Here is a 26,605-nt window from a genome sequence, read left to right on the forward strand (position 1 = left end):
GTTCAACTATATTGAATTTTTAAACATTTAGCAATCGATCATGCCTGATTATTTCCAAAATAACAGCAATTTTGAAACAATAAGTAAAATATTTAAAAATGAAAAAAGTAACATTAGGAACAACAGGGTTACAGGTAGCCCCAATTAATTTTGGTGGCAATGTATTTGGATGGACATTGAATGAGAAAGAGTCTTTTGATATTTTAGATGCCTTCGCAGAAGCAGGTTTTAATTTTATAGATACCGCGGACACCTACTCTTTTTGGGTGCCAGGCAACAAGGGCGGAGAATCCGAAGCGATCATCGGCAAATGGCTGAAAGAGCGGGGAAACCGCCAGGACATGGTTATCGCCACCAAAGTCGGTTTTCAAAACAATGAAAGACCAGCGGATATCAGCAGGGAAATTATCATCAAATCAGTAGAAGAATCCTTACTGCGCTTAAAAACAGATTATATCGATCTGTACTACACCCACATCGATGATGGAAAAACGCCGGTAGAAGAAACGATGGAAGCACATCACCTGCTGGTAAAAGAAGGAAAAGTACGGCATATCGGCGCATCTAATTTGAGCGTTGAAAACCTTGTCGCTTCTATGGAATACGCCAAAAAACAGGGAATTCCTGCCTATGAAGTATATCAGCCCCATTATAACCTGATCGAAAGAAGCGAATTTGAAACAACCTACGCACCGTTAATGGGTAAATATAACTTGTCGGTCCTTCCCTATTATTCGCTTGCTTCCGGATTTTTGACAGGAAAATACCGTTCAGCAGATGATCTTGGAAAAAGTCCGCGTGGTGGTGGCGCAAATCAATATCTGAACGAAAAAGGTTTAGGTATTTTATCAGCGCTGGACAAGGTATCTGCCAAACATGATACAAAGCCAGCTACCATTGCATTGGCCTGGCTGCTTAATCAACCAAATGTAGTTGCGCCGATTGTAAGTGCAACTTCAAAGGAACAGCTGGCTGTTTTAGTTGATGCACCAAATATCATTTTGGATAGCAGCGATTTGGAAATTCTGGGAAAGGCAAGCACCTTTTAAAAAGTTGAAAGTCAAATCCGGCATATTGTATTAAACGATTTGCCGGACAATTGAAATCATAAGTTATCATTAATGTAAATACTTTAATTAAACGCTACCGTTCTGCCGAACCATAATTTAGACCGTGTCCAAAATTGAACAGTCCGTAACCATTTGGCTCCATGGATCCCGGCAAATCTGACTTATTATCAACCACGGTCTGGTTAGACGCAGGAATTGTAAATGGCAATTTGCCTGTTGGATTAAAGTTTCCGCTTATAACATCTAACAATGCATCGGCCGTTGTACCAAAAGTAGCAAGCAGCGTTTTTGCATCTCCCCCGTCGATCTCATCTAAGACCCATGGGCTGGAAAAGTTGATCGCGATCACTGTTGGTTTACTCTTAACGAGCTCATTTACATGCGTTACATCAATTTTATTTTTGGATAAATTTAACTCGATTGGCTTATTACCAGCTGCAAACAAACCGCCTGTGCTTGGAATTAGCCAAAGTAAAACCACATCAGCATCTTCCTTACTTGAGACAAATTCAATGTCATTGACCGATTGCGTTGGTTTCTGAACAGTAATCGAACCCGCTGCACGACCGTTATCATAATAAGTTTCAAAATAGACTTTTGTTCTGGACTTCAATGGGAGGAGTTGAGCGGAATTGCGCAACAACACTATCGACTTGCGCTGGGCTACATCAGCCTTTTTTTGAAATTCGACATTGCCAACCAGCTGCTGCGCCTTTTGGGCATCTACATAGGGATTTTCGAAAAGACCAAGTTCAAATTTTTCTTTGAGTAACCTGGCAACTGACTCATTGATGCGTGTTTCTGTAACCAATCCCTGTTTCACAGTTTCCAGTAAAATCGCTGGATCTGCGGTTCCCGAAAAAAGGTCAACCCCGGAATCCAGGGCCTTTTGATATCTTTGGTGAAGTGTAAGATTTTCCACACCCCAGGGCATCATTTCGATCGGACCAGTATCAGAATTAATGATGCCTTTGAAACCCAATTTATTTCGCAGCAAATCCTGAATAATTGCTTTATTGTAAGAAAACCCAACCTCTTCAAACTCTTTTCCCTTAGGCGCGGAATAGTACGGCATAATGGCAGAAGTACCTGCTGCAATAGCAGCTTTGAAGGGCTTAAGGTGATACTCAAAATTACCACCAGGATAATGCGCAAATTTCCCCCAGTCAAAATGGGAATCAAGGCCATCAACCTGAGGGCCACCTCCGGGAAAATGTTTGGTCGTCATGGCAACTGAGTTTTTGCCAAGCAGCTTTCCCTGAAAACCCAATATGATCTCGCGAATCATACCCGAAGCCAGATCGGCATCCTCTCCGAAAGTGCCTTCTATACGTTGCCAACGCGGTTCAGTCGCCAAGTCGGCCATGTACATATATCCCTTACGCAGCCCGACGGCCGTCCACTCCCGCCGCGCAATGTCGGCAAATTCGCGTGTAAGTTTCAAATCGTTCATGGCAGCCATACCCAATTCGCCCGGCCATTTTGAAAACGCTGTTGTACCCACACTTAAACCAATGGCTGCGTCAATTGTGATATGGTTACGCGGGTTAGAAGCTACAATCGCTGGTATTCCTAACCTGGAAATTTCGCAAAGTTCCTGAAGGCGGTTAGCCCATTCGGCAATAACTGCGGCTGGCGGATTAGCTCGTAAAATAAAGTGGCGAAGGTGATATTGGTTCACCCCTTTGGTAGTTCCTGCAGATGACATGATGGGAATAGTCAGAGGCTTTCGGGTAAATATATTGTTAGGTTGAACTAAGTCTTCTTCGTTAAAGGCACTAGTAATTTCGCGCTTGGGTGCGTTTTGTTGAAATGCATTATCGCCACCCATTCGCGTGGTGCTGATGAGCATAAAACCTATTTTCTCCTCCAGGCTCATCTGGACAAGAAGGTCCTGAACGCGGGTTTCAACAGGCAGACGCCAGTCTTCATATCGGTCAAGTTTACCATTTTTGTTAAGGTCTTTGAAATTTAATCCACTTTGTGTCAAAGTTTTTACTGAGCGTTGGCCAAGTGTCGGCTGATTAATCCGCTGGGCCTTGAGAACGTGAAAGGAAGACAAAAATACTACCAGCTGCAAACCTGTTCTAACCAATTTTTTGTATTGTTTTTTCATCGATCTGAAATCATTTAATTTGATAGAAAATAATTGATTGACAAGTAATTATTTCTTTGATAAAAGCTGGATATAATTGTTATATACAAACAAATTATATTGCAAAAACAAGACGGAAAGATCACTGATTTACCCTGTATCCAACTTACTTATTTAATAGAATTCTGGTCAATAATTGAAATTAAAATTTCCTCTCCAACAGATGCAAGTTATATTTCACGAGTATAATACCTGATTAAAATTAATATATAGCCCGCCTGATGTACTATACAAAGGAGCGTCGTTGTTACGAGCCTGATTTCTGGCAAAAAAGTTAGTGAGATTTCAGAGACATTTGGAATTGCTGAAAAACGGTCCGCCGTCGCGGCAGATGTATCGTTGGAAAACCTTATCTGAAATGAAGAGAAAGGCCAAAAGTAACGAGTCCGAAGGTAGCTCTAAATTGGTTGCTGAGAATGCGAAATTGAGGGCGGAGATTGAGTGGCTTAAAACTGACCGTGAAATTCTAAAAAAGGCATTGGTTCTTCTGAGTTCGTCCGATCAAGAGATGTCTATAACTTAGTATCACCGCTTGTTAAGAAGCACAAAATGACCTACTTGTGTTCGTTATTTGATATCACGAGGCCGGCGGCAGAACTGCTTATTGTCGGTATAAGCGTGGTAAAAGTTATGATACGGACAATGTGTATTCCTGACTTTGGAACGGTCATATTAAAATCCGTTGACAATACTACTTCAAGGATATCGCTCATTGTAGGGGCAGGAGCAATTTACCATTTTAACACTACCCTATCGCTCGTTGCTCAGCGAACCTATAGTTATACAATTCCCACCACGGATTATAAAACTCGAGCTTATCAACTGAGCCTTAATGTGCAACTGATGTTTAAGCTGTAATTTTATCTGAATGAGGTTGTCAAAAAGCTGATTCCTTGATATTGAAGTTGTCTCTACCTTTCACTCAAAACCACCTTATTTGATTGATATGCCTTTTTGTCTTTAATACGAATCTTTTTTGCTATTATCTACAAGTTAACGTCAATAGACTTTTTTGCAAAATTCCTGCCGCTTCTTATTGTCGCCATTAGCTTTATGTTGGCAGTGTCTGTCTAGTCATCATTATCCTTTAGTAAATTGGGATACTTTTTGAAAACAAGGAGTTTATTTTCTATTTAGTTTTCCCTTTGGCTTGCCGGACAGTTAAGCATTGTCCTGAGTAGAAGGATTATCAGACCGATAAACTTCATTCTAAAAGTCTGACTCATAACAGTCGATTTTTTTGTGCACAAGAACGGTCTGAAATGAGACATATTTTAATAAAGCGTATGCGGGTAAACGCGTGAGCTTGTCTGTGACACAATCAAGTAGGCTGTTCAATATTTCGGTTCTCGTCCCGCATTTATTTAATATAAAAAAGAGATCGGGACTCTTCAAAAGATGATAATCACTAGGGCAAGTGTCGTTTTATAGAATTTAAGAGGCCCCGTTAAAATGAGTTAACTTTTCAGGTTACCACATTTCAACGGGAGATTAACAACCTATTACAAAAATCTGATTAATAAGCTTAGAATTTAATCCTGGACTTGTTTTTCAACATATAAGACAACCTCTTTTTGTCGTTTAACTTCTATTAACTTTTAAGGCAAAGTTGGATCAAAAGTGCCACCCCAGCCTTTGTTCTGTTCCAGGTTTTTGTTCCTGTCCAGAATGTCACGCTGTATTGGGAAGAAGTAATATGTATCGGGTACCACATTCACCTTTACACCTGAACGTGGTACTTCCAGGATACTATACCGAAAGTTCGATTCCTGTAACTCGTATTTGTTAGCTTTGTCTCTGGCTTCCCCGATCGGCATATCCTGTCCGTTTGCTGTAATAGCTATCGCTTCTACGCCGTGCTTGGTTGTTCCGTCCAGGCGGTCAAGCATGCGCAACCTTCTCAGATCCCAGAACCTGTGTCCTTCAAAGGCCAGCTCAATATTTCGCTCGGCAAGGATCGCTTCACGCATTTCGGCCGTAGTAGTAGCAGTGATGCCGTAATTTCCATTTGTTCCGGCTTCGATGCCTGCGCGCTTTCTGATCTGTCTCAGGATATCCATTGCTTCTGCGATCTTTCCGGTTTCGTTGGCAGTTTCAGCATAGTTAAGCATAACTTCTGCAAAACGCATCGCCACATAATCCAAATCATACTGCTGTACCTCTGCTTGTGCCAGGTTCAGCAAGCTGTTTTTCAGTATAAAAAATCCGGTATACCGATCCAAATTTGTGGAGTTCACTCCCGCTTTCGGATTTATACCAAAATCGTCAAGCTCGTGCGCGATTCCAAGTGCAGTATACTGCCTCTTACCAGCCTTACCAGACACTTCATACATTTTGCCGTTCCATACGATCGACTTTTCAAAACGCGGGTCGCGGTCTTTCCAGTAGTTCTGAAGCAGTACTTCATCAGACTTGAAATACTTCCCCGTAGGATCATTGAACATTTTTCCATCCTTCATTGGATATTCTTTCAAAAACTCCCACGTAGGCGTTGCTGATGCCGGCCCCCGGCTTTCAGAACCAGGACGTACTCCATGGTCCCAGGTGGCAACCTTATTTGGATAAGAATTCACAACCGTAAAAATTGATTCCTTTCCACGTTCCGACAAGGCGATATTGGAATAATCCTCGACAAGTGCATAACCCAACCCCTTCAAATCGTCATACGCTTTTTTATTGACCTGATATGCTTCGGTCCAGTAGGCATTATTGAAAGGTTTGGTCGGATTAAATTGCGGGGATGCCTTCCAAAGTAGTACTTTCGCTTTGAACGCAAGTGCAAATGCTCCATCTATCTTACCAAAATCAGCTGAAGTACTTGCAATTCTTGCGGGTAGACCAGCAATCGCCTGGTCAAGGTCCTTTATGATCAGGTCGAAACACTCGGCGCTTGAATTACGGGGCACATTCAGATCGTCCACATAACGGTCTTGCGGTTCGGTGAGATAAGGAACGCCGCCATGGTACTTTACCATTTCGAAATACGTGAAAGCCCGCATAAACAGTGCCTGCGCCGTGATATTAGTTTTCACAGCACCCGGCAAATTCCCGCCGTTCACATCGACAATCGCCTGATTGATCAGCCTGATCCTGGCGTAATTCCAGAGCTTGAACTCTCCGTTTGTGATCGTGATACGGTCCGAGTAGAAGTTGATACCTGCGATTTGCTGACTGAAAGCATCTGCGCCCGGGTTCCAGTTTCCAAACATCGGATATAAGTTCGCCATGTACGCATTGGCCAAATTAGCATCGTTCCATACCAGTTCCGGATTGTAGTTGCTAATGTCCTCCACATCCAGAATATTGTTACAAGAGGTGCAGAATATGGAAATGCAAAAGATTACAGAATATATTTTTTTCATGTCTTTTATAACTTAAAATTTAAGATCCAAACCAACTGTAAAAGTTTTCATGATCGGAAACGAATCGTAGTTCTTCTGTTCCGGATCGTGAAACTCCTTCACTTTCGAGAAGGCGAAAAGGTTGGTACCATTCGCGAAAACCTGCAAGCTGCCCAATCTGAATATAGAAGTAAACTTCTTTGGAATGTTGTAGGCGATGTTCAGGTTTTTCAACCTCAGATATGAGCCGTTCCGAATCCAGAAAGACTGCGATTCCGTACCCGACTCGTACCAATTCTGTCCGATGGGTCTGGGATATTTGGCATCTGGATTTTCCGGTGTCCAAACGTCGTCCGCCCAGATCGGATAATAGGGCCGCACAGTTCCACCGTGCTGTCGCATTCCCGCTCCCTCTTGGTTACTAATAATGCGGTCGTAAGCGCCAACACCCTGGAAATGGGAGTTAATTGCAAGACCTTTATAGGACACATTGATACCAAAACCAAAGTTGATCCGCGGCGTTGCATTGGTCGAAAGCACTTGTATATCGTTTCCATCGATCTTTCCGTCCGGACCAGACGAGTAACCATCTCCTCGCACATCCTCAAAATATAACCCTCCCAGATACGGATTACGGCCGTATTGCTTCAACCCGGTACCAAGCAATTCGTCGAGCTGATCCTGCGTACGTACCATTCCTAGCGTCCGCAATCCGATGATCCGATTGTCTGGTTGGCCGACCCGGCTCTGGAAGCTGCGGTTTCCGCCCGGTTGAAATGCGGCTGACTCGTCGATGATATCCCACCGGTCTTTGGAATAACCAATATTTGCATTGATCGAATAATTAACCTTACTGTCAAAAGCCTTATCGCGCCATTCCGCGAAGAATTCTCCTCCGCGCCACGAGCGTGCTGCATAGTTTTCCGGTGCCAAACTTTGTCCGTAGTTGTCAGGCAAAGTCACAAGACGCGAGCCAAGGATCTCTGTTTCCTTCTTAAGAAACACATCTAGCGTTCCGTAAAGGCGATTTTTCAAAAAGCCAAAATCCATTCCTATATTATAAGTGGTAGAGGTAGCCCAAGTCAGATTCGGATTCGGTGTTGCTCCCGGCGCAATACTCTGGTAAAGCCTGTCGCCGAAAATGTAGCTCCCTGCATTCTGGTAGCGGTAGCTGTATGAAAATGGATTGATCCTGTTGTTATTGACATCTAAATCATTACCAGTAGTACCATAAGAAACACGCAATTTCAGATCATCCAGGAAAGAGGTCCCGTTTTTCATGAATTGCTCTTCCGAGATCCGCCACGCAGCAGACACAGAAGGGAAAAAACCCCAGCGGTTACCTTTCGGAAAAAGGGTATTTCCGTCATACCGGAAAGAGAATTCTGCAATGTAGCGGCTATCGTAATTATAGTTAAAACGACCTATCCACGACCGTCTGGCACCCATTTCTTCATAGGCGCTACCATCTCTGCGCTCAGTATCTGTGGAATATACGAAAGCTTGATCGTAAGAAGTAAGTGGCTCTTCTAATTGCGCACTAGAGCCGAGTACAGTTGGTTTTGCGCCTGTTCAAACACCATTAACCCACCCACACTATGCTTACCGAAATCACGGTTATAATTCAGAAACCAGTCAAACTGGTAGCTCCATCCGGTTTGGATATTATAGTTCAGGAAAGGCTGGTTCTGGCTAAATGTGAAAATATTGATTTTCTTTTCATCAGGCGCGGCAGGGATAAACCTGTTCCCATTTGGATCAGCCTGATTGAAGACATAGTTTTTCTGAAAGGTCATGTATCTTTTTCGCATGAAATCCTCCGCGATGTAATTGCCCACCAGTTTTGTAGAAAGGCCAGGTATCAATTTATCAAGTTTGATATCCAGTGTGAGAATAGAGTTCAGGTTTCTGTTACGGGTTCTGATATAGCGATTTCCCGTCACCTGATCAATCACATTCCATGCCTGCCAGCTACCCATTGGCGTTTGTACCGGATAAGCCGTCGGACTATCGGATGGTGTTCCGTCGGCATTGGTATAAAATGGATATAACTTGGGCCAGTTGAACGTAACGCGGTACAAATCGGATACATCGAAATCATCGTCGCCAGTAAATGGCCAGTAAAATCGGTCGATACTTTGCTGGTAGGCGGCGATGTTCAATCCAACCTTGATATCCTCATTAATGTTGGCGGTGACGTTGGTTCGCAAATTGAACTTGGCGTTTTCAAGACTTTTATATGACCCCTCCTCGCCACGGTAGCTGAGCAATGAATAATATGTGATCTTTTTGTCACCGCCACTCACGCTCAGTGAATGCCTGTGACTGTAAGGATTTTGCCAAATGTAGTCGTTGACGTTATATTTTTTGTCTTTAAAATAATCGAATTCACGCTGACCATTCGGAATTGGTGTGCCGTTGAATTGGGCCACGCGGTTCTGGTAAGTCAGTTCGTCTTCTGCCGTTGTAAGATCTGAAAGCAGTGTTTGGGTAGGCCTATTGGTCGAATAATTAGATTGCAGTGTAAATGTTGGCTTCTGCTCCACACCTGTTTTAGTTGTAACCATAACAACCCCATTTCCTGCACGCGATCCGTAAATAGATGCAGTCGCAGCATCTTTCAGAAAGTTCATCTGATCTACTTCATTTGCTTCCAGTGCATCAAAAGCCTCTTTATCCCGCACAATACCATCAATCACATAAAGCGGGTCTCCAAAACTTCCGCGCATACGAATCGACGAGGAGGCTCCAGATAGCCCTGAAGTATTGGTAACGTTTACCCCGGGCGCGCGGCCAGCGAGCGTATTAGACAGGTTGGAAGCCGACTGATTGTTCAAATCAGCTGAATTGACTGAGGTTATTGCCCCGGTAAGATTTACCTTTTTCTGCGCACCATATCCGACCACTACAAGCTCTTCCAGTCCGCGCACGTCTGGCAACAGGGATACCCTAATTACAGACTGCGATCCGACTGTCACTTCCTGGGAGGTAAACCCAACAAAACTGAATACAAGGATCGACTGTCTCTCAGGGATGGATAACTCCCAGTTTCCTTCATTATCTGAGGATGTTCCGACGCTCGATCCTTTAAGTAAAATACTCACTCCCGGCAGAGCATCCCCTTTGTCGTCGGTCACCTTTCCCTTGATCCTGATATCGGCTTGTATTTGATTGACTGGCTTATGACTAATGAGTTCCGCCGAAACTTTCTCCTCTGGTTTCGCACGCCTTCTCACTACAACGGTCTTGTCTACAATATTATACGAAAGCGGAAGACCGGTAAAGCATTTTTGTAGCGATTCTTCAAGCGATGCGTTTTTAAGTTTGATACTAACTTTTAAACCGTGTACATCGTCTGCATTGTAGAAAAAAATATGACCACTTTGCTTTTCGATGACCTCGAAAATACGCTCGATTGGGGCGTTTTTCTGCGCTGCGGTAATAGGCTGCGCAAAACCGCCAGCCTGAACCCGGATAAAAAAGGCGATAAGCATAACGGCAACCAGCTTTAAACGAATGGCTTGTTGCTTCGTAGTAGGTCTTAAAATTGAGGCGCAAGTTCTGAGCATTTTCAGTAAATGGACATAGTAGGTCCACTCACCGGGGATAGTCTTCCCGTGAGAATGAAAATTCATTTTAAAGAAACGTTTGGGTTAGGAATAATTAAAACACTTGGGCAGTAAGCCTCGACGCCGGCTTGGGCAGCAGGCTTGAAAATACATAGTTATGTTATCATAATTGAGCAGTTAGGTGAAAAATTGAACGACACTATTCATCAGTTGGCAATACAACAATTTTTCCCTGGATACCACGGATCTCACTCGTCTCGATACGAAAATTGACCCCGGCTAATCGTAGAATTTCCAAAATTCCAGAAGCATTGGAATCTCGCCGCAACTTCCCCGAAAACCGCTTTTGCGGAATACCCTGTGCATAAACCACCTCCACATTGTACCACCTTTCGATATCACACATAATTGTTGTCAGCGCGGTTTCGCGATACTGAAAAAATCCTGATCTCCAGGCCACTACTTCATTGACATCCACCTGGCTTTTTTGAAATTGTCCTTCTGCATTGAATACTGATTGTTCGCCTGGAACGAGCCGAAGGTTGTTTTCCCCTGCGTGTGCATGCGCAGCAGCTACATTGACGGCACCTTCCAATAAAGTAGTGCGTATGTCAGGCTCATTTTCATAGGCTTTTACATTGAAATGAGTCCCCGTTACAACGATCTGCTGCCGACCGTTGACATTGACGATGAAGGGTCGGGACTTGTCTTTTTTGATCTCAAAATAGCATTCCCCTTTCAAAGTAATTTTTCTTTCGGATTCGGCAAAAGCAGTAGGGAAAGTGATGGAGGAGCGCGCATTAAGCCAAACCTGGCTACCGTAGGGGAGCACGACGGTATATTGCCCGCCTGCGGGTGTCGTAATGGTGTTTAATCCTATCGAGCCAACAGGATCACCTGACACCTGATAGGCAATTTTTCCATTCCCATTTTTGCTGATATTCGAATTTCCCTGTGTCGCGATATGTCCGTTTTTGGCACTGTCAAGCGTAACTTCTGCGCCATTTGCGAGCGTCAATATCGCGCGCTGTTTTCCAGGCGCGAAATCTTTGGGTATTGTTGAACCGACCTGTATGAAGGGAGCAGACCTCTTATTAAAGTACAGCATACCTGCTATGATGCAGAATAAGACCGACGCCGCTGTGGCGAACCTCTGCCACGAAGATGTTGACAGGCTCCCGAACGGACGTTTTCGCATATTCATTGTTTTCCGGAGAATATAATGCTCCATTTCTTCTTCGAGCGCTGCCTTTTCCAGATCGGAAAATTGATCTAATATATCAGGCTCTTTATTTTGATACGCATATAACTCTTCCAGGAAAGCCCGTTCTTCCTGGCTGGCAGTGCCTTCCTGGTATTTCCGGACAATTTTCAGAAACTCACGCTTTTCTTTGAATTTTCTTTTCATTGAGACCAGGGCTAGATTATTCCCTCATTGAATACATGTACAAAAGCACCGTATCATCTCCCAAACGAAAACAGGTTTTTTTATTATTATTTTTAAAGTTGCCCAAACAAATCGTTGCAGCACCTGTTAATAGAAGAAAATCGAGAAGGAAACCAGGCCCGGACACAGAATTTTATCAAAATTACTGCGAAGTTCAACAGAAGCGGTATTTATCTGGTTTTGGACTGTTTTTTGAGAAATATTAAGCTCGTTCGCAATTTCGGCGGTTGACCGGCCATCAAAACAATGAAGAAGAAAAATTTGACGCCGCTTTTCAGGCAGTGCTTTGATCCACAGGGAATTTAATGCCAGCACCTCATCTTCTAGTAAATTATCGTCCGCCCTGCCAATTGCAGCCAGTGTCGACTCAAAGCTTTGCAGGAGCTGCGAATGCTCCGCTTGTCGCGACGTAAATCTGAATACCTGAAAACGCACTGCGGTATGAAGGTATGCTTGCAGGTTCGTAATTTCGAGCGAACTGCGCCGCTCCCATAAATTAATAAAAATGTTTTGCACAATATCCTGCGACTGATCTCGGCAAAGTAGTCTTTTGTATGCGCTGTTAAACATACTTTTCCAATGACGACGATAAAGCATTGTGAATGCATTATCGTCTCCGGATTTCACCAATTCATAAAGTTCTATATCGCTCAATTCGCCTTGATTACTCATATGCAATCGAATTAGAAAAACGAATTTAATAATTATCATATTAACTCACCATGTTGCGTGTACGAAAACATTCTTTAAATGATGGAGTTGAAGTTATGATAGAGCTCCTTACCATTTCCATTCTATTCCGTACGGCAATCCGCGAACTGACTCTTTCTAGGGACTTTTCGAAGGTGATATTAATTGTTTTTTGAATTACTGTTATTAGAAGATTATCGGTTAGTTTCAAAAGTACTTTTGTGGACGGCGAACGTGACATGTGACCGGAGTAAATAAACCTGTCCGGAATATGGTTCCAATAGGCGTTGACATCGGGACTGTATCCAAAAGGAGGCATTATACACAGATTATAGCAAACCAAATACCTGCTTTTGAAAAGAATCTTACCGACAGTGTTGTAAATCTTACCTGCTTCTGCCCTTTGGCTATATCTCTTTTCTATTATTAAAGAGCAGTGCATCACAAGTAATTCCTGCAAGTTTTCATCGCCCGCTACAATCGATTGTGCTATTCTTCCCAAAGCAAAAGATTATAAGTTTGGTTTATTAATTTAGTAATAGTAGCAAGCAATTTTACAGAAAATCCGAGTAAGAATTTTACTCCTTGGGAGGTTTTGGAAATTCCGGGAAAGAATTTTGAAAGAAACTTTGGTATAATTATTACAGGTCTGGCATTAAAAAAGTTTAATACTAAATTGTAAAAATTATGAATCTACCTACCACTGCGCTAATTGATAAAATCACGTCTGCCGAGTCTGGTCCTTGCCTGTCGATATATATGCCCACCCACAGGAGCCATCCTGATAATGCACAAAACCCGATTCGGTATCAAAATTTGTTGAAGCAACTTGAAGAATCGCTTTTACAGAAATACACGGCATCTGAGGTAAAACTTCATCTTGAACCACTACGTCAAATTACCTCTGATCAGGATATCTGGAACCACACATTGGACGGATTATCCGTCTTTAGCTCAAAAGATATATTTGAAATCGTATCGCTTCCAGTTCCGACAAATGAATTGGCAGTCGCCGCCAACAGTTTTCACACCAAACCACTTCGGAAATATCTTCAAAGTCAGGACCGATTCCAGATACTTAGCCTCAATCTGCACGAATTCCGTCTTTTTGAAGGAAACAGACATTCTATTTCTGAGGTAAAAATTGGTGACCACGTCGCAAATACGATTAAGGAAGCTCTGGGAGATGAACTTACCGACAAGCACACCACAGTTGCTTCCTATGGAGGCGTTGGCGGCGAAAGTGGCAATATGCATCACGGACATGGCTCTAAAAAAGATGAGACTGACATTGATGCTGAACGGTTTTTCAGATATACTGCTGGTACTGTTTATGAAAACTTCTCTAAGAAAACCGAATTACCGTTAGTTCTGGCTGCATTGCCCGAGCATCATGCGCTTTTTCAAAGCGTTAACAAAAACCCGTTTTTGGTCAGCGAAGGCATCAGTATAAATCCTGGTGCGTTGTCTGAGCAGGAACTTGGACAAAGGGCATGGCAGGTAATAGAGCCGGAATATGACAAAAAAATTAATGACTGGGTAGGTAAACTTTCCCAGGCGATAGCTGACCAAAAAGGAAGTGATCTGATCGAAGATGTCACTGCGGCAGCGACTTCGGGCAGAGTTGCAACGCTTCTGGTCGAAGCTGATAAAATGGTGGCCGGACAGATAATTGATGAGGTCAATGGGCAGGTGGAAATTAGTGATCTTTCCAATCCGGACACAGATGACTTACTGGATGATCTTGCAGAAATCGTTGTAAAATTTGGCGGAAAAGTAATTGTCATACCTGCTAAAAAAATGACTGCCCAATCAGGCATTGGTGCAATCTATCGTTATTGATGCATTTCCATTAATCCAGTTTGACCGTTATCACGAAGAATTTTTAAAAAATTAATTAAAAACAGAATCATGACAATTCAATTTAATACCGATAAAAATATAAAAGGAAGCGAGCAAAACAGCACACCGCTTATAGAATTTCTGACCCAGGATTTAAGCCGTTTCAGTAGTCAGATTACCCGTCTTGAAGTTCACCTATCTGATGAAAACGGACATAAGGAAGGAATAAATGACATACGCTGCGTAATTGAAGCGCGTTTGGAAGGCAAACAACCTATTGCGGTTACCAATGAAGCTGATTCCGGTATTCACGCCGTAAAAGGAGCAAGTGATAAATTAAAAAATGCACTCACGACGATTACCGGACGTGCCCGGAATTACTAAAGTTGTAAAAAGGATTTTTCCCCGGATGTATAAAAGTACATTCGGGGATCTTTTTGCGATAAGTTAAACTAACTTAGAAATTAATTTAATAAAAAATCGCTTTACGTAAATAACTCATTTTATTGCCTCCGCCTTGATCATCGAAGAAGAATTACTTTTCCACAACGTTAATAAATACACTGTCCCTAATGCCAACATCTCCTATTGATCAAATTTTAAAACCTGTCAGCAGATTTATTCACCAGGAGTTCACAGGAGGTATAATCCTCTTCGTCAATGTTGTGATCGCCATATTGTGGGTTAATTCCGAATGGGGCGAAACATACCACCATCTTTGGGAAACCCAGCTTTTTGTAGGTTTTGCAGATCTGATATTTAGTCAGCCGCTTCACATCTGGATCAATGACGGACTGATGGCTCTTTTCTTTTTTGTGATAGGGCTTGAATTGAAAAGGGAATTCATGGCAGGGGAATTGTCGACGCTGAAAAAAGCATCTCTCCCCATGATGGCCGCTCTCGGTGGGATGCTCATACCGGCAGTAATATATTTTCTGATCAACCGGAATATGGAATCTGAACATGGCTGGGGAATCCCGATGGCGACTGATATCGCATTCGCGCTGGCACTTCTGTCTATGGCTGGAAAGCATATACCAGGTTCTGTGAAGGTCTTTTTATCTGCTCTTGCCGTGGCCGACGACCTGGGGGCGGTACTTGTGATTGCGTTTTTCTACACTGCCAATATTGCCTTTATTCCATTGATTATTGCAGCAGCGTTACTCATCATTCTGGTTATTGGTAATTTGCTGGGTATAAGGGGTATCCTGTTTTACCTGATTATCGGAATAGCCGTTTGGGCAGGGTTTCTCTTCTCCGGTGTCCATGCTACCATTGCGGGTGTTCTTGTGGCCTTTACTATTCCGGCCCGCACAAAGATTGACGAAAATGAATACATAAAAAATATCAGAAAAAACATATCCGATTTCGAAAAAGAAATACCGCAGAACGGTTCGCTCACAACATCTGAGCAGCATAATACTATTGAGAAAATAAAAAAACTAAGTACCGATGCAGAAACACCACTTCAAAAAATCGAGTACGCCCTGCATCCCTGGGTAGCATTTGTGATTATGCCCCTGTTCGCTTTGGCCAATGCTGGAATGGAGATCGGAACTAATTTCTTTTTTTCGCTGCTGAATCCTGTGAGTATTGGTATAACTATCGGTCTGGTGGCAGGCAAATTCATCGGAATCTTGCTTTTCACCTGGTTAATGGTACGTTTAAAATTATCGTCACTACCCTACCTGGCTAACTGGAAACACATAACTGGAGTGGCCCTGCTCGCGGGTGTTGGATTTACTATGTCACTTTTCATCACCGGCCTTGCATTTGATCACCCGGAAATGGTAGTTCAGGCCAAATATGGTATACTGCTGGCCTCCGTCTTAGCTGGTGTAGGCGGACTTCTTGTCCTAAAAAATATTAAAAGCGAATCCTGAAATGGGTATTGACAATCTATTAAGACGATTTGATATCTCGTCTGAGCGGGAAGAATATACAAAGATCCTCATTATTGGCGCTATGTTAATCTCACCTTTAATGGGTCCAATCCTGGGAATGGGGTACAGCATTGCCACATACGACTTCGAGCTAGTCAAAAAAGCGTTGGTGAATTATCTGTTTGCAATCATTGCAGGCTTGCTTACCTCGGCGCTATATTTCTTTGTAACACCAATATATCAGGCTCATTCCGAACTTCTTGCCAGGACACAACCTAGTGTTTATGACGTAATCATTGCGTTGATTGGCGGTTTTGCATGAATCGTAGCAATTTCCAGTAAAAACAAAGGCAGTGTGATTCCGGGTGTTGCGATTGCCACTGCACTGATGCCGCCATTATGCACAGCGGGTTATGGACTTTCTACCGGCAACTGACCATTTTTCTTTGGAGCGCTGTATCTTTTGACCATCAACACTGTTTATATCGGAAGTGCCACGCTGATCACCGTAAAGGCTTTTAAAATATCAGATCCGAAACTATGCTGACCAGAATCAGAAACGAATGGCCAACCGGTGAGTGTCTTTTATTGCTCTGCTTACTTCGGTTCCCAGCATTTATTACGGATACTTGCTGGTTCAGAAGGAAAATTTCATTCAGAATGCCAATAGCTTCATTACAAATGAAAGTTATATTGAAGGCGATTTCCTTCTAAAAAATGAGCTGGATCCGGCCAAAAAACAAATCAGACTCATTTACGGAGGTAAAACGATCGACGAACCAGAGAAACAGCGCCTTGCAAAAGAAAAAGTATTTACGGCCTTCATGATGTCAGGTTGATTGTCCAGCAAGGGTTTTCTATTAGTGACGTGTCAAAAGACCTCGGCCAGACCGAGCGTTACCAGGCCGATAAACCAGTTAAAAAACCAGCTGAGCCAAAGCATACAAAAAGAAGACAGTCTGACAAATTTAAATGTGCTTGGACAGCCGCCTTACCGTGAATTAAAACCGCTATTCCCAGAGGTTAATTACTGCTCTGCTACCCGCCAGACTTTCTTCACAGAACGAAATCAAGCTCGGATTTTTACAGTAGTCGTATTAGGATCAAGCAATCCAAAGAAAACGATCCGCGATCTTGGCAGAATCAATCAATGGCACAAAGTCAGACTTAAAAGTGATTCATTAAAACTCTTTGTGGAAAAATCTACATTATAGGGCCCCGGATTGTGGACACTATTGCATATACCAATCACCGTCTTAATTATCAGCACATTAGAAAAATATTAGATTATCTCAAATTAACCTGATAATTCACTGACCAGAAATACCGATCGCTATATTTGGGATAGGAAACGCTACCTCCTCCAACGCAGGTGATGAAACAATTTGGTATTTTACATTGCGTTTATCCTAATAAAAGGAACGCAAAACAGCGCGAATGAGGTTCAAAAATCATGCCTTGTAATTCCATCAATATTTCATCCTTAATGAATATATACAAGTTAATGATATCACAATCTACTTTCTAAAATCAATGGTTAAACTACCAGAATGTCTGTTTTGTGGAAACGCGGGAATGTCTAATTATTTCTCATTTTGAATTAAATAAATTGTAGACTTGAAGATGAACAAGAACGGAAATATTATTGTAATTGAGGACGATGAGAATGACCAACTTGTTATGGAACAGGCATTTGAATTATTAGGTTACGAAAATAAAAGAAAATACTTCTTGGATGGCATAAGCGCATTGGCTTATTTAAGATGTACGGAGGATTTGCCCTTCCTAATTTTATCGGACATCAACATGCCTGTGTTGAATGGATTTGGATTGAGAGAAAAATTGTATAATGACGCAGAGCTAGCCACAAAGTGTATTCCATATCTATTTTTCTCTGCTGCAATAAGTCAGAGAATTGTAATAGACGCTTATAGTACCTCTTCCCAAGGATTCTTCGTGAAGCAAAATTCTTTCGAAGATCTGGTTGCTACATTAAGAGTAATAATGGAGTACTGGAAAAGATGTGCTACACCTAATAACTTTAACAATTAAAAAAGTTTGGAAGATCATAACAGTAGTGAAACAGAAAATTTTTCAATAGAAGATACCAACTTCGGCAATCAGGAATTAATAAGAAATGACTGCGGCTTATCATCTTGAAGTTTTGCCTACCCGTATGCAAGCTTCTCCCTTACAAATCCTTGCAGTGTATCAAAAAGCTCAGGTAATATTTGCCTTCAATTTTAAATTGAATAGATAAAAGTTAAACGTGATAGATTTATGAATACCACCGAAGAAAAAATAAAACAACTGTTAGCTGAAAAATTCAGTATTAAATCTGATACCATTAACAGTGAAACGAGTTTAAGATCGGATCTTGGGTTGGATTCGCTTGACGCAGTAGAGCTGATTATGGAATTAGAAACTGAATTTAAGATTACGATCCCTGACCTTGAAGCAGAAAATCTTAATTCAATTGCCGATTTAATATATTGCGTAGATGCCAACTTATAAATACAATATGTTATTGACACTACGTAGGAGAATTAGATAGCCCGCCATTGATGGCTGAGACCTCTATCTAAGGCCTTCCAGCATCAGACCTGTAAAAGAGAAAAACTGATTCAGTTTAGGTATAATATTTTCAGTATCTCAATTTAGATTGTGGGCAAAACCACACAATCTGAAATTTAAAAATAATGTAATATCAAAGCCTGACTTTGGATTTAAGAACGTATTGATAAAAGAATTCGACAATATTTCTGATTGCTATAAAACTTGAAATTAGATTCCCTTTGCTTTTACAAATTTACATAGCCAAATACAACGATATACTACCCAAAACAGGAACTGACTAATATTTATAGATTTTTAATAGCGCAGTTGGTCGTTCATTTCACAATCAAGCCATTTTAAATTAAGACTGTCAGTTTTCACGTAGGTATCCATCAATCCGACTTGCACCTGAAAAGTTCAAGGGCATAGTTACATTTAATTAATAAAATAAGTAAATGTCCAATTATATCAACTTCGCTCCATTCAAAGAATTTCTCAAATCAGGTTCCTTGGGCGGAATAATCTTATTCACCTGTGTTTTTATTTCCCTGATCATTTCTAATTCATCGCTCGGCCCTGGTTTTGCGTCTTTTTTATCAAATGAGATTGGTGTAAATACAGAAAGTATCCACCTGCGATACCCGATCCTCCTTTGGATCAACGATGGATTAATGGCCATATTCTTCCTGCTTGTAGGTCTTGAAATTAAGCGAGAACTTGTAGAAGGTGAGCTGGCTTCTTTCAAAAAGGCGTCCTTACCCATTCTCGCTGCCGTCGGTGGTGCTGTTTTTCCAGCATTGGTCTATTTTTTACTAAATAAGGGCACGGAAACTGCCGATGGATGGGGGATTCCGATGGCAACCGATATCGCTTTTGCGCTTGCGATCATCACCATGTTAGGTTCTAAAATTCCTTCTTCGCTGAAAATTTTCCTGACGGCAGTTGTGATCGTAGACGACCTGATGGCGATTCTGGTGATCGCTATTTTTTATTCCGCAGAGCTGAGTTACATATACCTGCTTTATGCAGCAGGCATTTTCCTTTTTTTATTGGTACTTAACAAAGCCGGCGTCAAGAATCTGGCATTTTACCTGATTCCAGGCCTTTTCATTTGGTACTTCATTCATCACTCCGGCGTGCACGCAACAATCGCCGGGGTATTGACCGCCTTTGCCATTCCTGCGACGGGTGATGCTACCGAATCACCATTGGAGCGGCTGGAACACATGCTTCTCAAACCGGTAAACTTTATCATCATGCCAATTTTTGCATTAGCCAACACAAATATTCCATTTGAAGAAGGCATGATAGAAGGGCTCTCAACAGCTTTGGGGTTGGGCATTATGCTTGGCCTTATCATCGGAAAACCAGTGGGAATTACGCTGCTCTCCTTTCTGGCGGTCAGGCTGGGAATTGCCAATATGCCTACCGGTGCCAACTGGCGACACATTGCGGGAGTGGGGCTACTCGGCGGTATTGGTTTTACCATGTCTATTTTTATCGCCCTGCTTTCATTTGCGGGTGAAGATCTTCTTTTACCGGATGCTAAATTTTCGATACTTGTAGGCTCTGTGGTATCCGGAACACTTGGTTTTTTACTATTATCCTCTGGCGGTAAAGCAATTGAAAAAAAAGCATAGCAGAGATCCTGTTCCTGGATATGTTATGCTTTAATACGTGGGTAAAAAAACGGATTTTACAATATCTGACGTCAACGCTTCTCATTTTTCATGTTGAGATAAACAGCATTGGTCCAGCCAAAACATTCCTGATTGGCATACTCACCGCCGCAGGCAATCAGGTTGGTGTCAGATACGTTATACTTTCGAGCATCTTACCCGAATGTTTGAATTCCTTTTCCATCATGCCAAGCCATTCAAGGGATAACAGATCTGCCGTCTGATCAAAATTATAATTTCTAAGCCATTTGTAAGCGATCCATTGCAAGGTGGCCCAGCCATTAGGAGCATCCCACTGCTAACCGGAATAAACATTGGTCGTTCTTAGACCTCCCGACTTCATAAAGATCAGGCGGATGTATTAATCACGTAGCGGCTGTTGGTGGTTATACGGTTAATTTTGCTTTTGCCAAAGAGAACAATTATGGTATTATATTGATGAGAAACTATGCCGAGGGTGAACCCGATATTTATGAATTGCCTTTTGAACTCTTGGGAGCCTTGAATAAAATTAAGGAATAAATGAGCATAAGTAATCGGTTCACGGGTCAGACGGGATTTTTACACAAAGTAATGTCAAAGAATTTGCTAAACATCAGATTTTCAGTCACATTTTTGTGGTTTATGAATGAGTGCTGCGCCACGCAAAGTTTTTATATACCAAATCGTTAAATTTGTAAGTAATCGTAGAAGTAAGGGTATGGCAGTGAAGGAAATGAGACATAAAAATGGGAGACTTTCGGGTCTTTTCATCAATAGTTGCGCTTTTCAATTTTAGAAACTAAACTTGACAGGGTTGGTAAAAAATTACAAAGCTTGGAAAAGGTGAATATTTAAGATCAAGAAAGTACTCATGAAGTGCACACATCATATAGCTAATCTTCAAACACCGACAGATCCCACTGATCTTTCCATTCAATCACTGGCTTGTTGTCTTTAAATCCAATCGGGAGCCAGATATAGCGGCTATCTTTTAGATCTTTTGGCTTCCATATATCGGCCATGAAAATAAAAGCATCCTTTTTCCCCTGTACCGGCAATATGTAGGTAGACTGCCCCTCAAATGTAAGTTCGGATTTAGGACCGACCATAGGATCACCGATCATTTCCCAGGGTCCAAACAGTGACTTCGAAACATGGATGCTGGCGCGGTTGGGAGCCCATCCCGTGCAACCACTTGTGATAAGAAAATACTGGTCTCCTCTTCTAAACAAAGCAGGTGCCTCCCGGTGCTTACTGAACAAAAGGCTATCTTTGACAGTGGGCGAAAGATAATCTTCTGTTAGCCTGGAAAGTCTCAGATCATAGTTATCTTTCGCCGAATATATATGGTAGGCGGTTTGGTCTAAATCGACGAAAAGCCCCATATCTCTGGACATGTTCCCGTTTGGCCTGAAACTTTTCACCAAGGTAAATGGACCTGTCGGCTTATCACTTACTGCAACAGCAGCTCTGGCGGCGTCATATCCCTGCCCCTTCATTTCCAGATGAAACCACATGACATATTTTTTAGTCTTTTCGTTAAATATCACCTTCGGACGCTCAATGATGCAGCCGCTAACGATGTCACTCTTTGGATCTGAGCTTGTTTGCAGGGCTAACCCCTGGTACTTCCAATGATAAAGGTCTTTCGAAGAATATACATTCACCCCTTTCGATTCGGTCTCACCGCGAAGCTCTCCATACCAATAGTAGGTATCTTTATGATAAAGCAGCCCACCGCCATGTGCATTGATAACATGGCCATTGTCGTCCTTCCAGACTCCACCTGGCCTAAAGACCGCAGTACTATCCTGCCCCTTCTCAGATAAACCCTGCCAGGCAGATGCAGGACAGACCGCGGTGTGTAAAAAGCTAGTAATCAGTAGAAAGACAAATTTTTGCATGATTAACGATTTCTGATTGAAGTTTTAATTGTGCGAAACTATGCACAGATCAAAACCTAAAAGAGGTGTTATTCGTCAAAAAACGGGTCAAATCTTATCAATTTCTAAATGTGCACTCAGCCCTCAGGTTCTGCTGCTGTTTCCTTGGGTTGCCTGTTTTCACTGGCATATTGCGAGGGCGACATGCCGTACCGTTTTTGAAAGGACACACGAAAGTTCTTTGGATCTTCGATTCCCACCATAAACGCAACTTCTGAAACGCGTGCGTGCTGATTTGTGAGCAATTGTGCCGCCCGTTTTAAACGAACATCTTTTATAAATTCTATGACCGTCTGCCCGGTAATGCTTTTGATCCGGCGATAGAATACGGACTGACTCATGTGCATGCTAGTTACAAGCGATTGCACGCTAAAATTGCTATCTGTAAGATTTGTTTCCACAATTTCCATTGCCTTTTCCAGAAAGAGCTTGTCTTCATCAGGAATGACGATCTCGGTGGGTTGTAAAAGAATCTGCCGCTGATAATATTCCTGAAGCCTGCTCCTGTTCCGAAGCAGCGTGTTGATCTTCGCTTTCAAAATATCTTCGTTGAAAGGCTTTACGATGTAGTCGTCGGCTCCCGTTTCCAGCCCCTCCAATTCCTGCACAGCGGCTGCACGGGCAGTGAGTAAAATCACAGGAATATGTGTAGTCTTCAGGTTCTGTTTAATTTTTTTACTCAAATCCAGGCCATTCATCTTGGGCATACTCACATCACTGATGATCAGATCAGGCAAAATTTCAATTGCTTTCGCCCAGCCCTGAGCACCATCAGAAGATAGAAAAACCTCATAACTATCTTCGAATAAGCTAAACAAATAGAGTCTTAAATCGGTATTGTCTTCAACAATCAGAATTTTGTCCGTTCCATTTTTTGCGTTTTTCTGTTTGGAAAAAGGCAAAACCGACATGGTTTGCGCTTGATCAAGTTGTGGAAAAGCAATGTCAGCAGCAAGCTCATCCTGCCGAAGATGTTCTTTCCCGAACGGTAGCAGAACAACAAAAGTTGACCCGGCTCCAAGCGCACTTCTTACAAGGATATCGCCTGAATGTCTTTTGACAAACTCTTTCACCAACGCAAGCCCTATGCCCGAGCCTGTAATAGCCGAAGTAGCATTTGAAGCTTGAAAATAAGGGTCAAAAATTCTTTCCCTTTCCTTTTCATCAATACCCCTGCCCGTATCAGACACTGAAATTTCAAGATAGTGATTAGCCAACGTCTTGTTCTCCCACACCGCATTGTCTTCTGCAGATCCGATAATTTTTACGGTTAAACTAACCTTTCCACCCGGCTTGCTGTATTTGAATGCGTTAGATAAAAGGTTGGTAATGACCACTTCGAGTTTTTCAGTGTCAAAATAAACTGGCACTTCAACCGCTGGTAGATCAAGATCGTAACAAAGATCAAGCTCATCGGCTTTGATCTTGAAAATTGAAAAGATTTCTTTGATCAGCATAGTGATATCCTGCCGGGCCGCAGAAAGCTGCATAGTCCCTGACTCGACTTTACGAAAACTAAGAAGCTGATTGACCAGATTCAGAAGCTTACGCGTTTGCATGTGCATCATCAATGCTTTTTCCCGCATGGCTTCCGACCCTGCCAGTGTATTGACGAATTCCTCCATAGGGCCCAGAATCAGCGTGAGCGGGGTGCGGAACTCGTGTGATACCCCCGTGAAAAAGGTGGCCTTCATTTCTGCCATTTGACGCTCGTTATCGCTTTTCAGTTTTTCAAGCGCCAGCTTATTTTCCAGCCTCAACCGACTTGTGGTAAGCCTTTTATACCATACAAGAAGCGCCGTACATATGATTGAATAGGCCAGGTATGCCCACCAGGTGCGCCACCAGGGTGGCAGCACCTTCACATGCACCGAAGCAGGCACCGCAGACCAGACGCCTTCTCCATTGTTAGCCTTTACTTTGAAAACATACTCTCCAGCAGGCAGATTCGCAAAGCTTGCAGAACGCTGCTCAGCTGGCAGCTGGATCCAGCTCTTACTATACCCTTCCATCATCACAGCATAGGACTGCTTGTGCGGGTTGACATAGTTAAGACCCACAAATTCAAATAAGAAGTCGTTTTCCTCCGCAGTGATCGTTACACCCTCAACCTCCGAAAAAGACCTTGTCACCATTGAACTTCCCGCCTGTCCGTAGGTTTGCTCCGGATTTTTATTCAGTACCCGAAGCCCCGTAATTCTTACCAAAGGCGGTAGCGGATTTGGCCGTATCTCTTCAGGTTTAAACCAGGTGAGTCCATTTGTCCCGCCAAAATACATCGTGCCGGTAGACGCCTTAAAAGCTGCCCCGACCTTGAACGAATTACTCTGGAGACCATCACTGACATCATACTGCACCACTACACCGGTTTTAGGCGAAAATTTTTTCAGCCCCGTACCTGCCAGCCACAGATTTCCATGCCCATCTTCGAGCATGCTTTCGATATCGTTGTCGGCCAACAGATTCTGAAACCTGTCAATCTTTTCCTTTCCGTTTTTTAGAGACAATTTATGAAGGCCGCCTCCAATGGTACCGATCCAGATACTACCGTCTTTGTCCCGTAGCAATGGCCATGCGAAATTAACTTTCAAACTATTTTCATTCTCAGGATCATGCTTAAACTGCCTGAGCAATTGCAGAACGCCCTTATTTTCCCGCAGTTTCAATACCCCCTGATCACGGGTACTGACCCAGATTACATCTTGAGACGGATCAACCAAAAGAAAACTTATATCATCAGTAGGTAAAGGGCTGTTAGATCTATTGTAAGTTTTTATGTACTTACCTTCATCAGTGAAAAGACTCATTCCTGCCCCGAAAGTACCTACCCATACCCGGCCCTTGCCGTCAGCGACGATGCTTTCGATACTTAAGTAATTCCAGGGAACAAGTCCAGGAAGCTCTGCGAGCAAAACCGGGGGATCCAATTTATCCGCCGCAGCCAGGTACAACCCTTTATAACGGGTCCCAACCCACATCTTATCACCAGCCAGGCAGAAAGCAGATACATCGTTTCCTGTGGCATTTCCTCTGGCCGAAAGGCTAAGAAAGTTTTCATAGCTACCTGACGCTTCATCATAAACCGAGTAACCATTCCTTGTACCGATCCATACCCTGCTTCGGGCATTGTCTCGCGCCACCGCATTCACAAAGTTGTTGGTAAGCGTGGGCTTTTGTGAGACCTGACGGCTTAGGTGGTAAAAACCTTTGGATTCAAGACGTATCCTGTTAATTCCTCCCGCAGACGCGGCTAGCCATAGATTCCCGAAGGTATCCTCCATAATTTGATGAATACGCCCCGAATTAATGCTTGTGGGGTCGGAATCCTGAGGAGAATAATGATGTATCGTTTGCGAAGGCGGATCTTTAAGGTAAGTTTCCGGGTTTTCAATCAGATACAATCCAAAATTTGTTCCGATCCATAACCTGCCAAATGAATCCTGATAGAGGCATTGCATCTCATAGAAAAACTCAGGTAGTTTTTCGGCTTTAAAGGTGGCCTTCCCCGGGTTTGGTGTCAGCCGGTAAACGAAGTTATCAGAGGCGATCCATATATTTCCTTTTTGCCCGTGCTGTATCACATGAATTTCAGTTTCCGAAACTGTATTATTCTTAGAGGCCCGGTAAATACCCTTTTCCGCTTTTGAGTCAGAATCAACCGTCCAGAGCCCATATTGAAGCGTTCCTATCCAAATCTGCTGGGCCTCGGTCACCAGCACAGAGGCGGCTCCGTATGGACTGCCGAGTACCACACTATTCACACTGGAAATAACGGCATTTGCATCCGGCGTAAGACAAAACACGCCATGATTCAAAGTCGCAATCCAAAGACGATGCTGCTGGTCCATAGCCATCGCATTCACACTGCCGCGGTTCAACCGGTCACGAATTTGACCGGCTAATACGGGGCTCCTTTTGAACACTGGCCTTTGGAACTGATCAGCGCTGCGATTGTAATAATATATCCCCGCGTTCTCTGTGCCGACCCACAATATCCCACTCAGATCAACAAACAAGACCTTCACCCTGTTAGAGGACACCCCGGTTGGATTGCTTGCAGGTAGCTGATAATGTTTTAGATCGTAGCCATCAAAGCGATCTACGCCATTATTAGTAGCGATCCAGATAAAATCCCGGCTACCCTGGACGACATCCATAGCATCGCTGTGCGCCAGACCATCGTCCACCGTAATATGTTCGAACCGAAATTTGGGAGATTTGTTCTGCGCGGACACTGGCCCGCCGGCAACAAATACAACGAGCCAAAGCACAAAACCACCCCATTTGATTTTAACCTCAGATTTTTTCTTGGCGTTATACATTCTCAGTAGCCGATTTTACTTACAATGTGGCATGAAAAGTCAAAATATTCTAAGAAATTTTTCAAGTCAACAGATTTTCACCCTCAAACTGACGAAAAACACCTCCTTTTAACAAACCCGGCCTCG

Annotated in this window: 16 protein-coding genes and 2 pseudogenes; 9 read left to right on the top strand and 9 right to left on the bottom strand. The window is 42.8% G+C overall.

The window, feature by feature from the left end; translation table 11 throughout:
* Positions 1-98: 98 nt before the first annotated feature.
* On the top strand, positions 99-1,049 hold the full coding sequence (locus AC1XUO_RS27025) for an aldo/keto reductase (RefSeq protein WP_483332957.1): 951 nt from the start codon (positions 99-101) through the stop codon (positions 1,047-1,049).
* A 94-nt stretch (positions 1,050-1,143) separates the two neighbouring features.
* Here the strand turns inward: AC1XUO_RS27025 and AC1XUO_RS27030 are convergent, their stop codons facing one another.
* From AC1XUO_RS27030 to AC1XUO_RS27055, 6 genes are all read right to left on the bottom strand, one after another.
* Complete coding sequence (locus AC1XUO_RS27030) at positions 1,144-3,186, bottom strand: glycoside hydrolase family 3 protein (RefSeq protein ID WP_483332958.1); 2,043 nt, start codon at positions 3,184-3,186, stop codon at positions 1,144-1,146.
* A 1,637-nt stretch (positions 3,187-4,823) separates the two neighbouring features.
* Positions 4,824-6,587, bottom strand: a complete 1,764-nt coding sequence (locus tag AC1XUO_RS27035) for a RagB/SusD family nutrient uptake outer membrane protein (protein ID WP_483332959.1) — start codon at positions 6,585-6,587, stop codon at positions 4,824-4,826.
* A 12-nt stretch (positions 6,588-6,599) separates the two neighbouring features.
* Positions 6,600-8,015 carry a SusC/RagA family TonB-linked outer membrane protein gene (locus tag AC1XUO_RS27040; RefSeq protein ID WP_483332960.1) on the bottom strand — a complete coding sequence of 472 codons (1,416 nt, stop codon included), beginning with the start codon at positions 8,013-8,015 and terminating at the stop codon, positions 6,600-6,602.
* An 80-nt stretch (positions 8,016-8,095) separates the two neighbouring features.
* Complete coding sequence (locus tag AC1XUO_RS27045; RefSeq protein ID WP_483332961.1) at positions 8,096-10,201, bottom strand: SusC/RagA family TonB-linked outer membrane protein; 2,106 nt, start codon at positions 10,199-10,201, stop codon at positions 8,096-8,098.
* 133 nt (positions 10,202-10,334) lie between these two features.
* Positions 10,335-11,543 (bottom strand): FecR family protein, encoded by a 1,209-nt coding sequence (locus AC1XUO_RS27050; protein WP_483332962.1) that lies wholly within the window; start codon positions 11,541-11,543, stop codon positions 10,335-10,337.
* Between the two features lie 126 nt (positions 11,544-11,669).
* Positions 11,670-12,254, bottom strand: a complete 585-nt coding sequence (locus tag AC1XUO_RS27055) for an RNA polymerase sigma factor (protein WP_483332963.1) — start codon at positions 12,252-12,254, stop codon at positions 11,670-11,672.
* A gap of 705 nt (positions 12,255-12,959) precedes the next feature.
* Between AC1XUO_RS27055 and AC1XUO_RS27060 the strand changes: the two genes are divergently transcribed.
* The 8 genes and pseudogenes from AC1XUO_RS27060 (at position 12,960) to nhaA (AC1XUO_RS27095) (ending at position 20,193) form a co-directional block, all read left to right on the top strand.
* Entirely contained in the window at positions 12,960-14,114 is a 1,155-nt protein-coding gene (locus AC1XUO_RS27060) for a baeRF3 domain-containing protein (protein WP_483332964.1), read from the top strand.
* 69 nt (positions 14,115-14,183) lie between these two features.
* A complete protein-coding gene (locus AC1XUO_RS27065; protein WP_483332965.1) occupies positions 14,184-14,498 on the top strand; it encodes an HPF/RaiA family ribosome-associated protein in 315 nt (104 codons plus the stop codon).
* 188 nt (positions 14,499-14,686) lie between these two features.
* On the top strand, positions 14,687-15,997 hold the full coding sequence (gene nhaA / locus AC1XUO_RS27070; protein WP_483332966.1) for a Na+/H+ antiporter NhaA: 1,311 nt from the start codon (positions 14,687-14,689) through the stop codon (positions 15,995-15,997).
* A gap of 82 nt (positions 15,998-16,079) precedes the next feature.
* Positions 16,080-16,433: pseudogene (locus AC1XUO_RS27075) on the top strand (DUF389 domain-containing protein).
* Positions 16,434-16,575: 142 nt separating this feature from the next.
* Entirely contained in the window at positions 16,576-16,836 is a 261-nt protein-coding gene (locus AC1XUO_RS27080) for a hypothetical protein (protein ID WP_483332967.1), read from the top strand.
* A gap of 784 nt (positions 16,837-17,620) precedes the next feature.
* Positions 17,621-18,049 (top strand): response regulator, encoded by a 429-nt coding sequence (locus AC1XUO_RS27085; RefSeq protein WP_483332968.1) that lies wholly within the window; start codon positions 17,621-17,623, stop codon positions 18,047-18,049.
* A gap of 228 nt (positions 18,050-18,277) precedes the next feature.
* Positions 18,278-18,511: an acyl carrier protein gene (gene acpP, locus AC1XUO_RS27090; RefSeq protein ID WP_483332969.1), complete on the top strand. Its 234-nt coding sequence runs from the start codon at positions 18,278-18,280 to the stop codon at positions 18,509-18,511.
* A gap of 497 nt (positions 18,512-19,008) precedes the next feature.
* Positions 19,009-20,193 (top strand): Na+/H+ antiporter NhaA, encoded by a 1,185-nt coding sequence (gene nhaA / locus AC1XUO_RS27095; protein WP_483332970.1) that lies wholly within the window; start codon positions 19,009-19,011, stop codon positions 20,191-20,193.
* Between the two features lie 71 nt (positions 20,194-20,264).
* Here nhaA (AC1XUO_RS27095) and AC1XUO_RS27100 read toward each other — a convergent pair.
* From AC1XUO_RS27100 to AC1XUO_RS27110, 3 genes and pseudogenes are all read right to left on the bottom strand, one after another.
* Positions 20,265-20,500: pseudogene (locus AC1XUO_RS27100) on the bottom strand (trehalase family glycosidase).
* Positions 20,501-21,107: 607 nt separating this feature from the next.
* Positions 21,108-22,118 carry a glycoside hydrolase family 43 protein gene (locus AC1XUO_RS27105; protein WP_483332971.1) on the bottom strand — a complete coding sequence of 337 codons (1,011 nt, stop codon included), beginning with the start codon at positions 22,116-22,118 and terminating at the stop codon, positions 21,108-21,110.
* A 116-nt stretch (positions 22,119-22,234) separates the two neighbouring features.
* On the bottom strand, positions 22,235-26,479 hold the full coding sequence (locus AC1XUO_RS27110) for a hybrid sensor histidine kinase/response regulator transcription factor (RefSeq protein WP_483332972.1): 4,245 nt from the start codon (positions 26,477-26,479) through the stop codon (positions 22,235-22,237).
* Positions 26,480-26,605: the final 126 nt, after the last annotated feature.

The organism is Dyadobacter sp. HNCC25DJ186 (genome assembly GCF_056895235.1).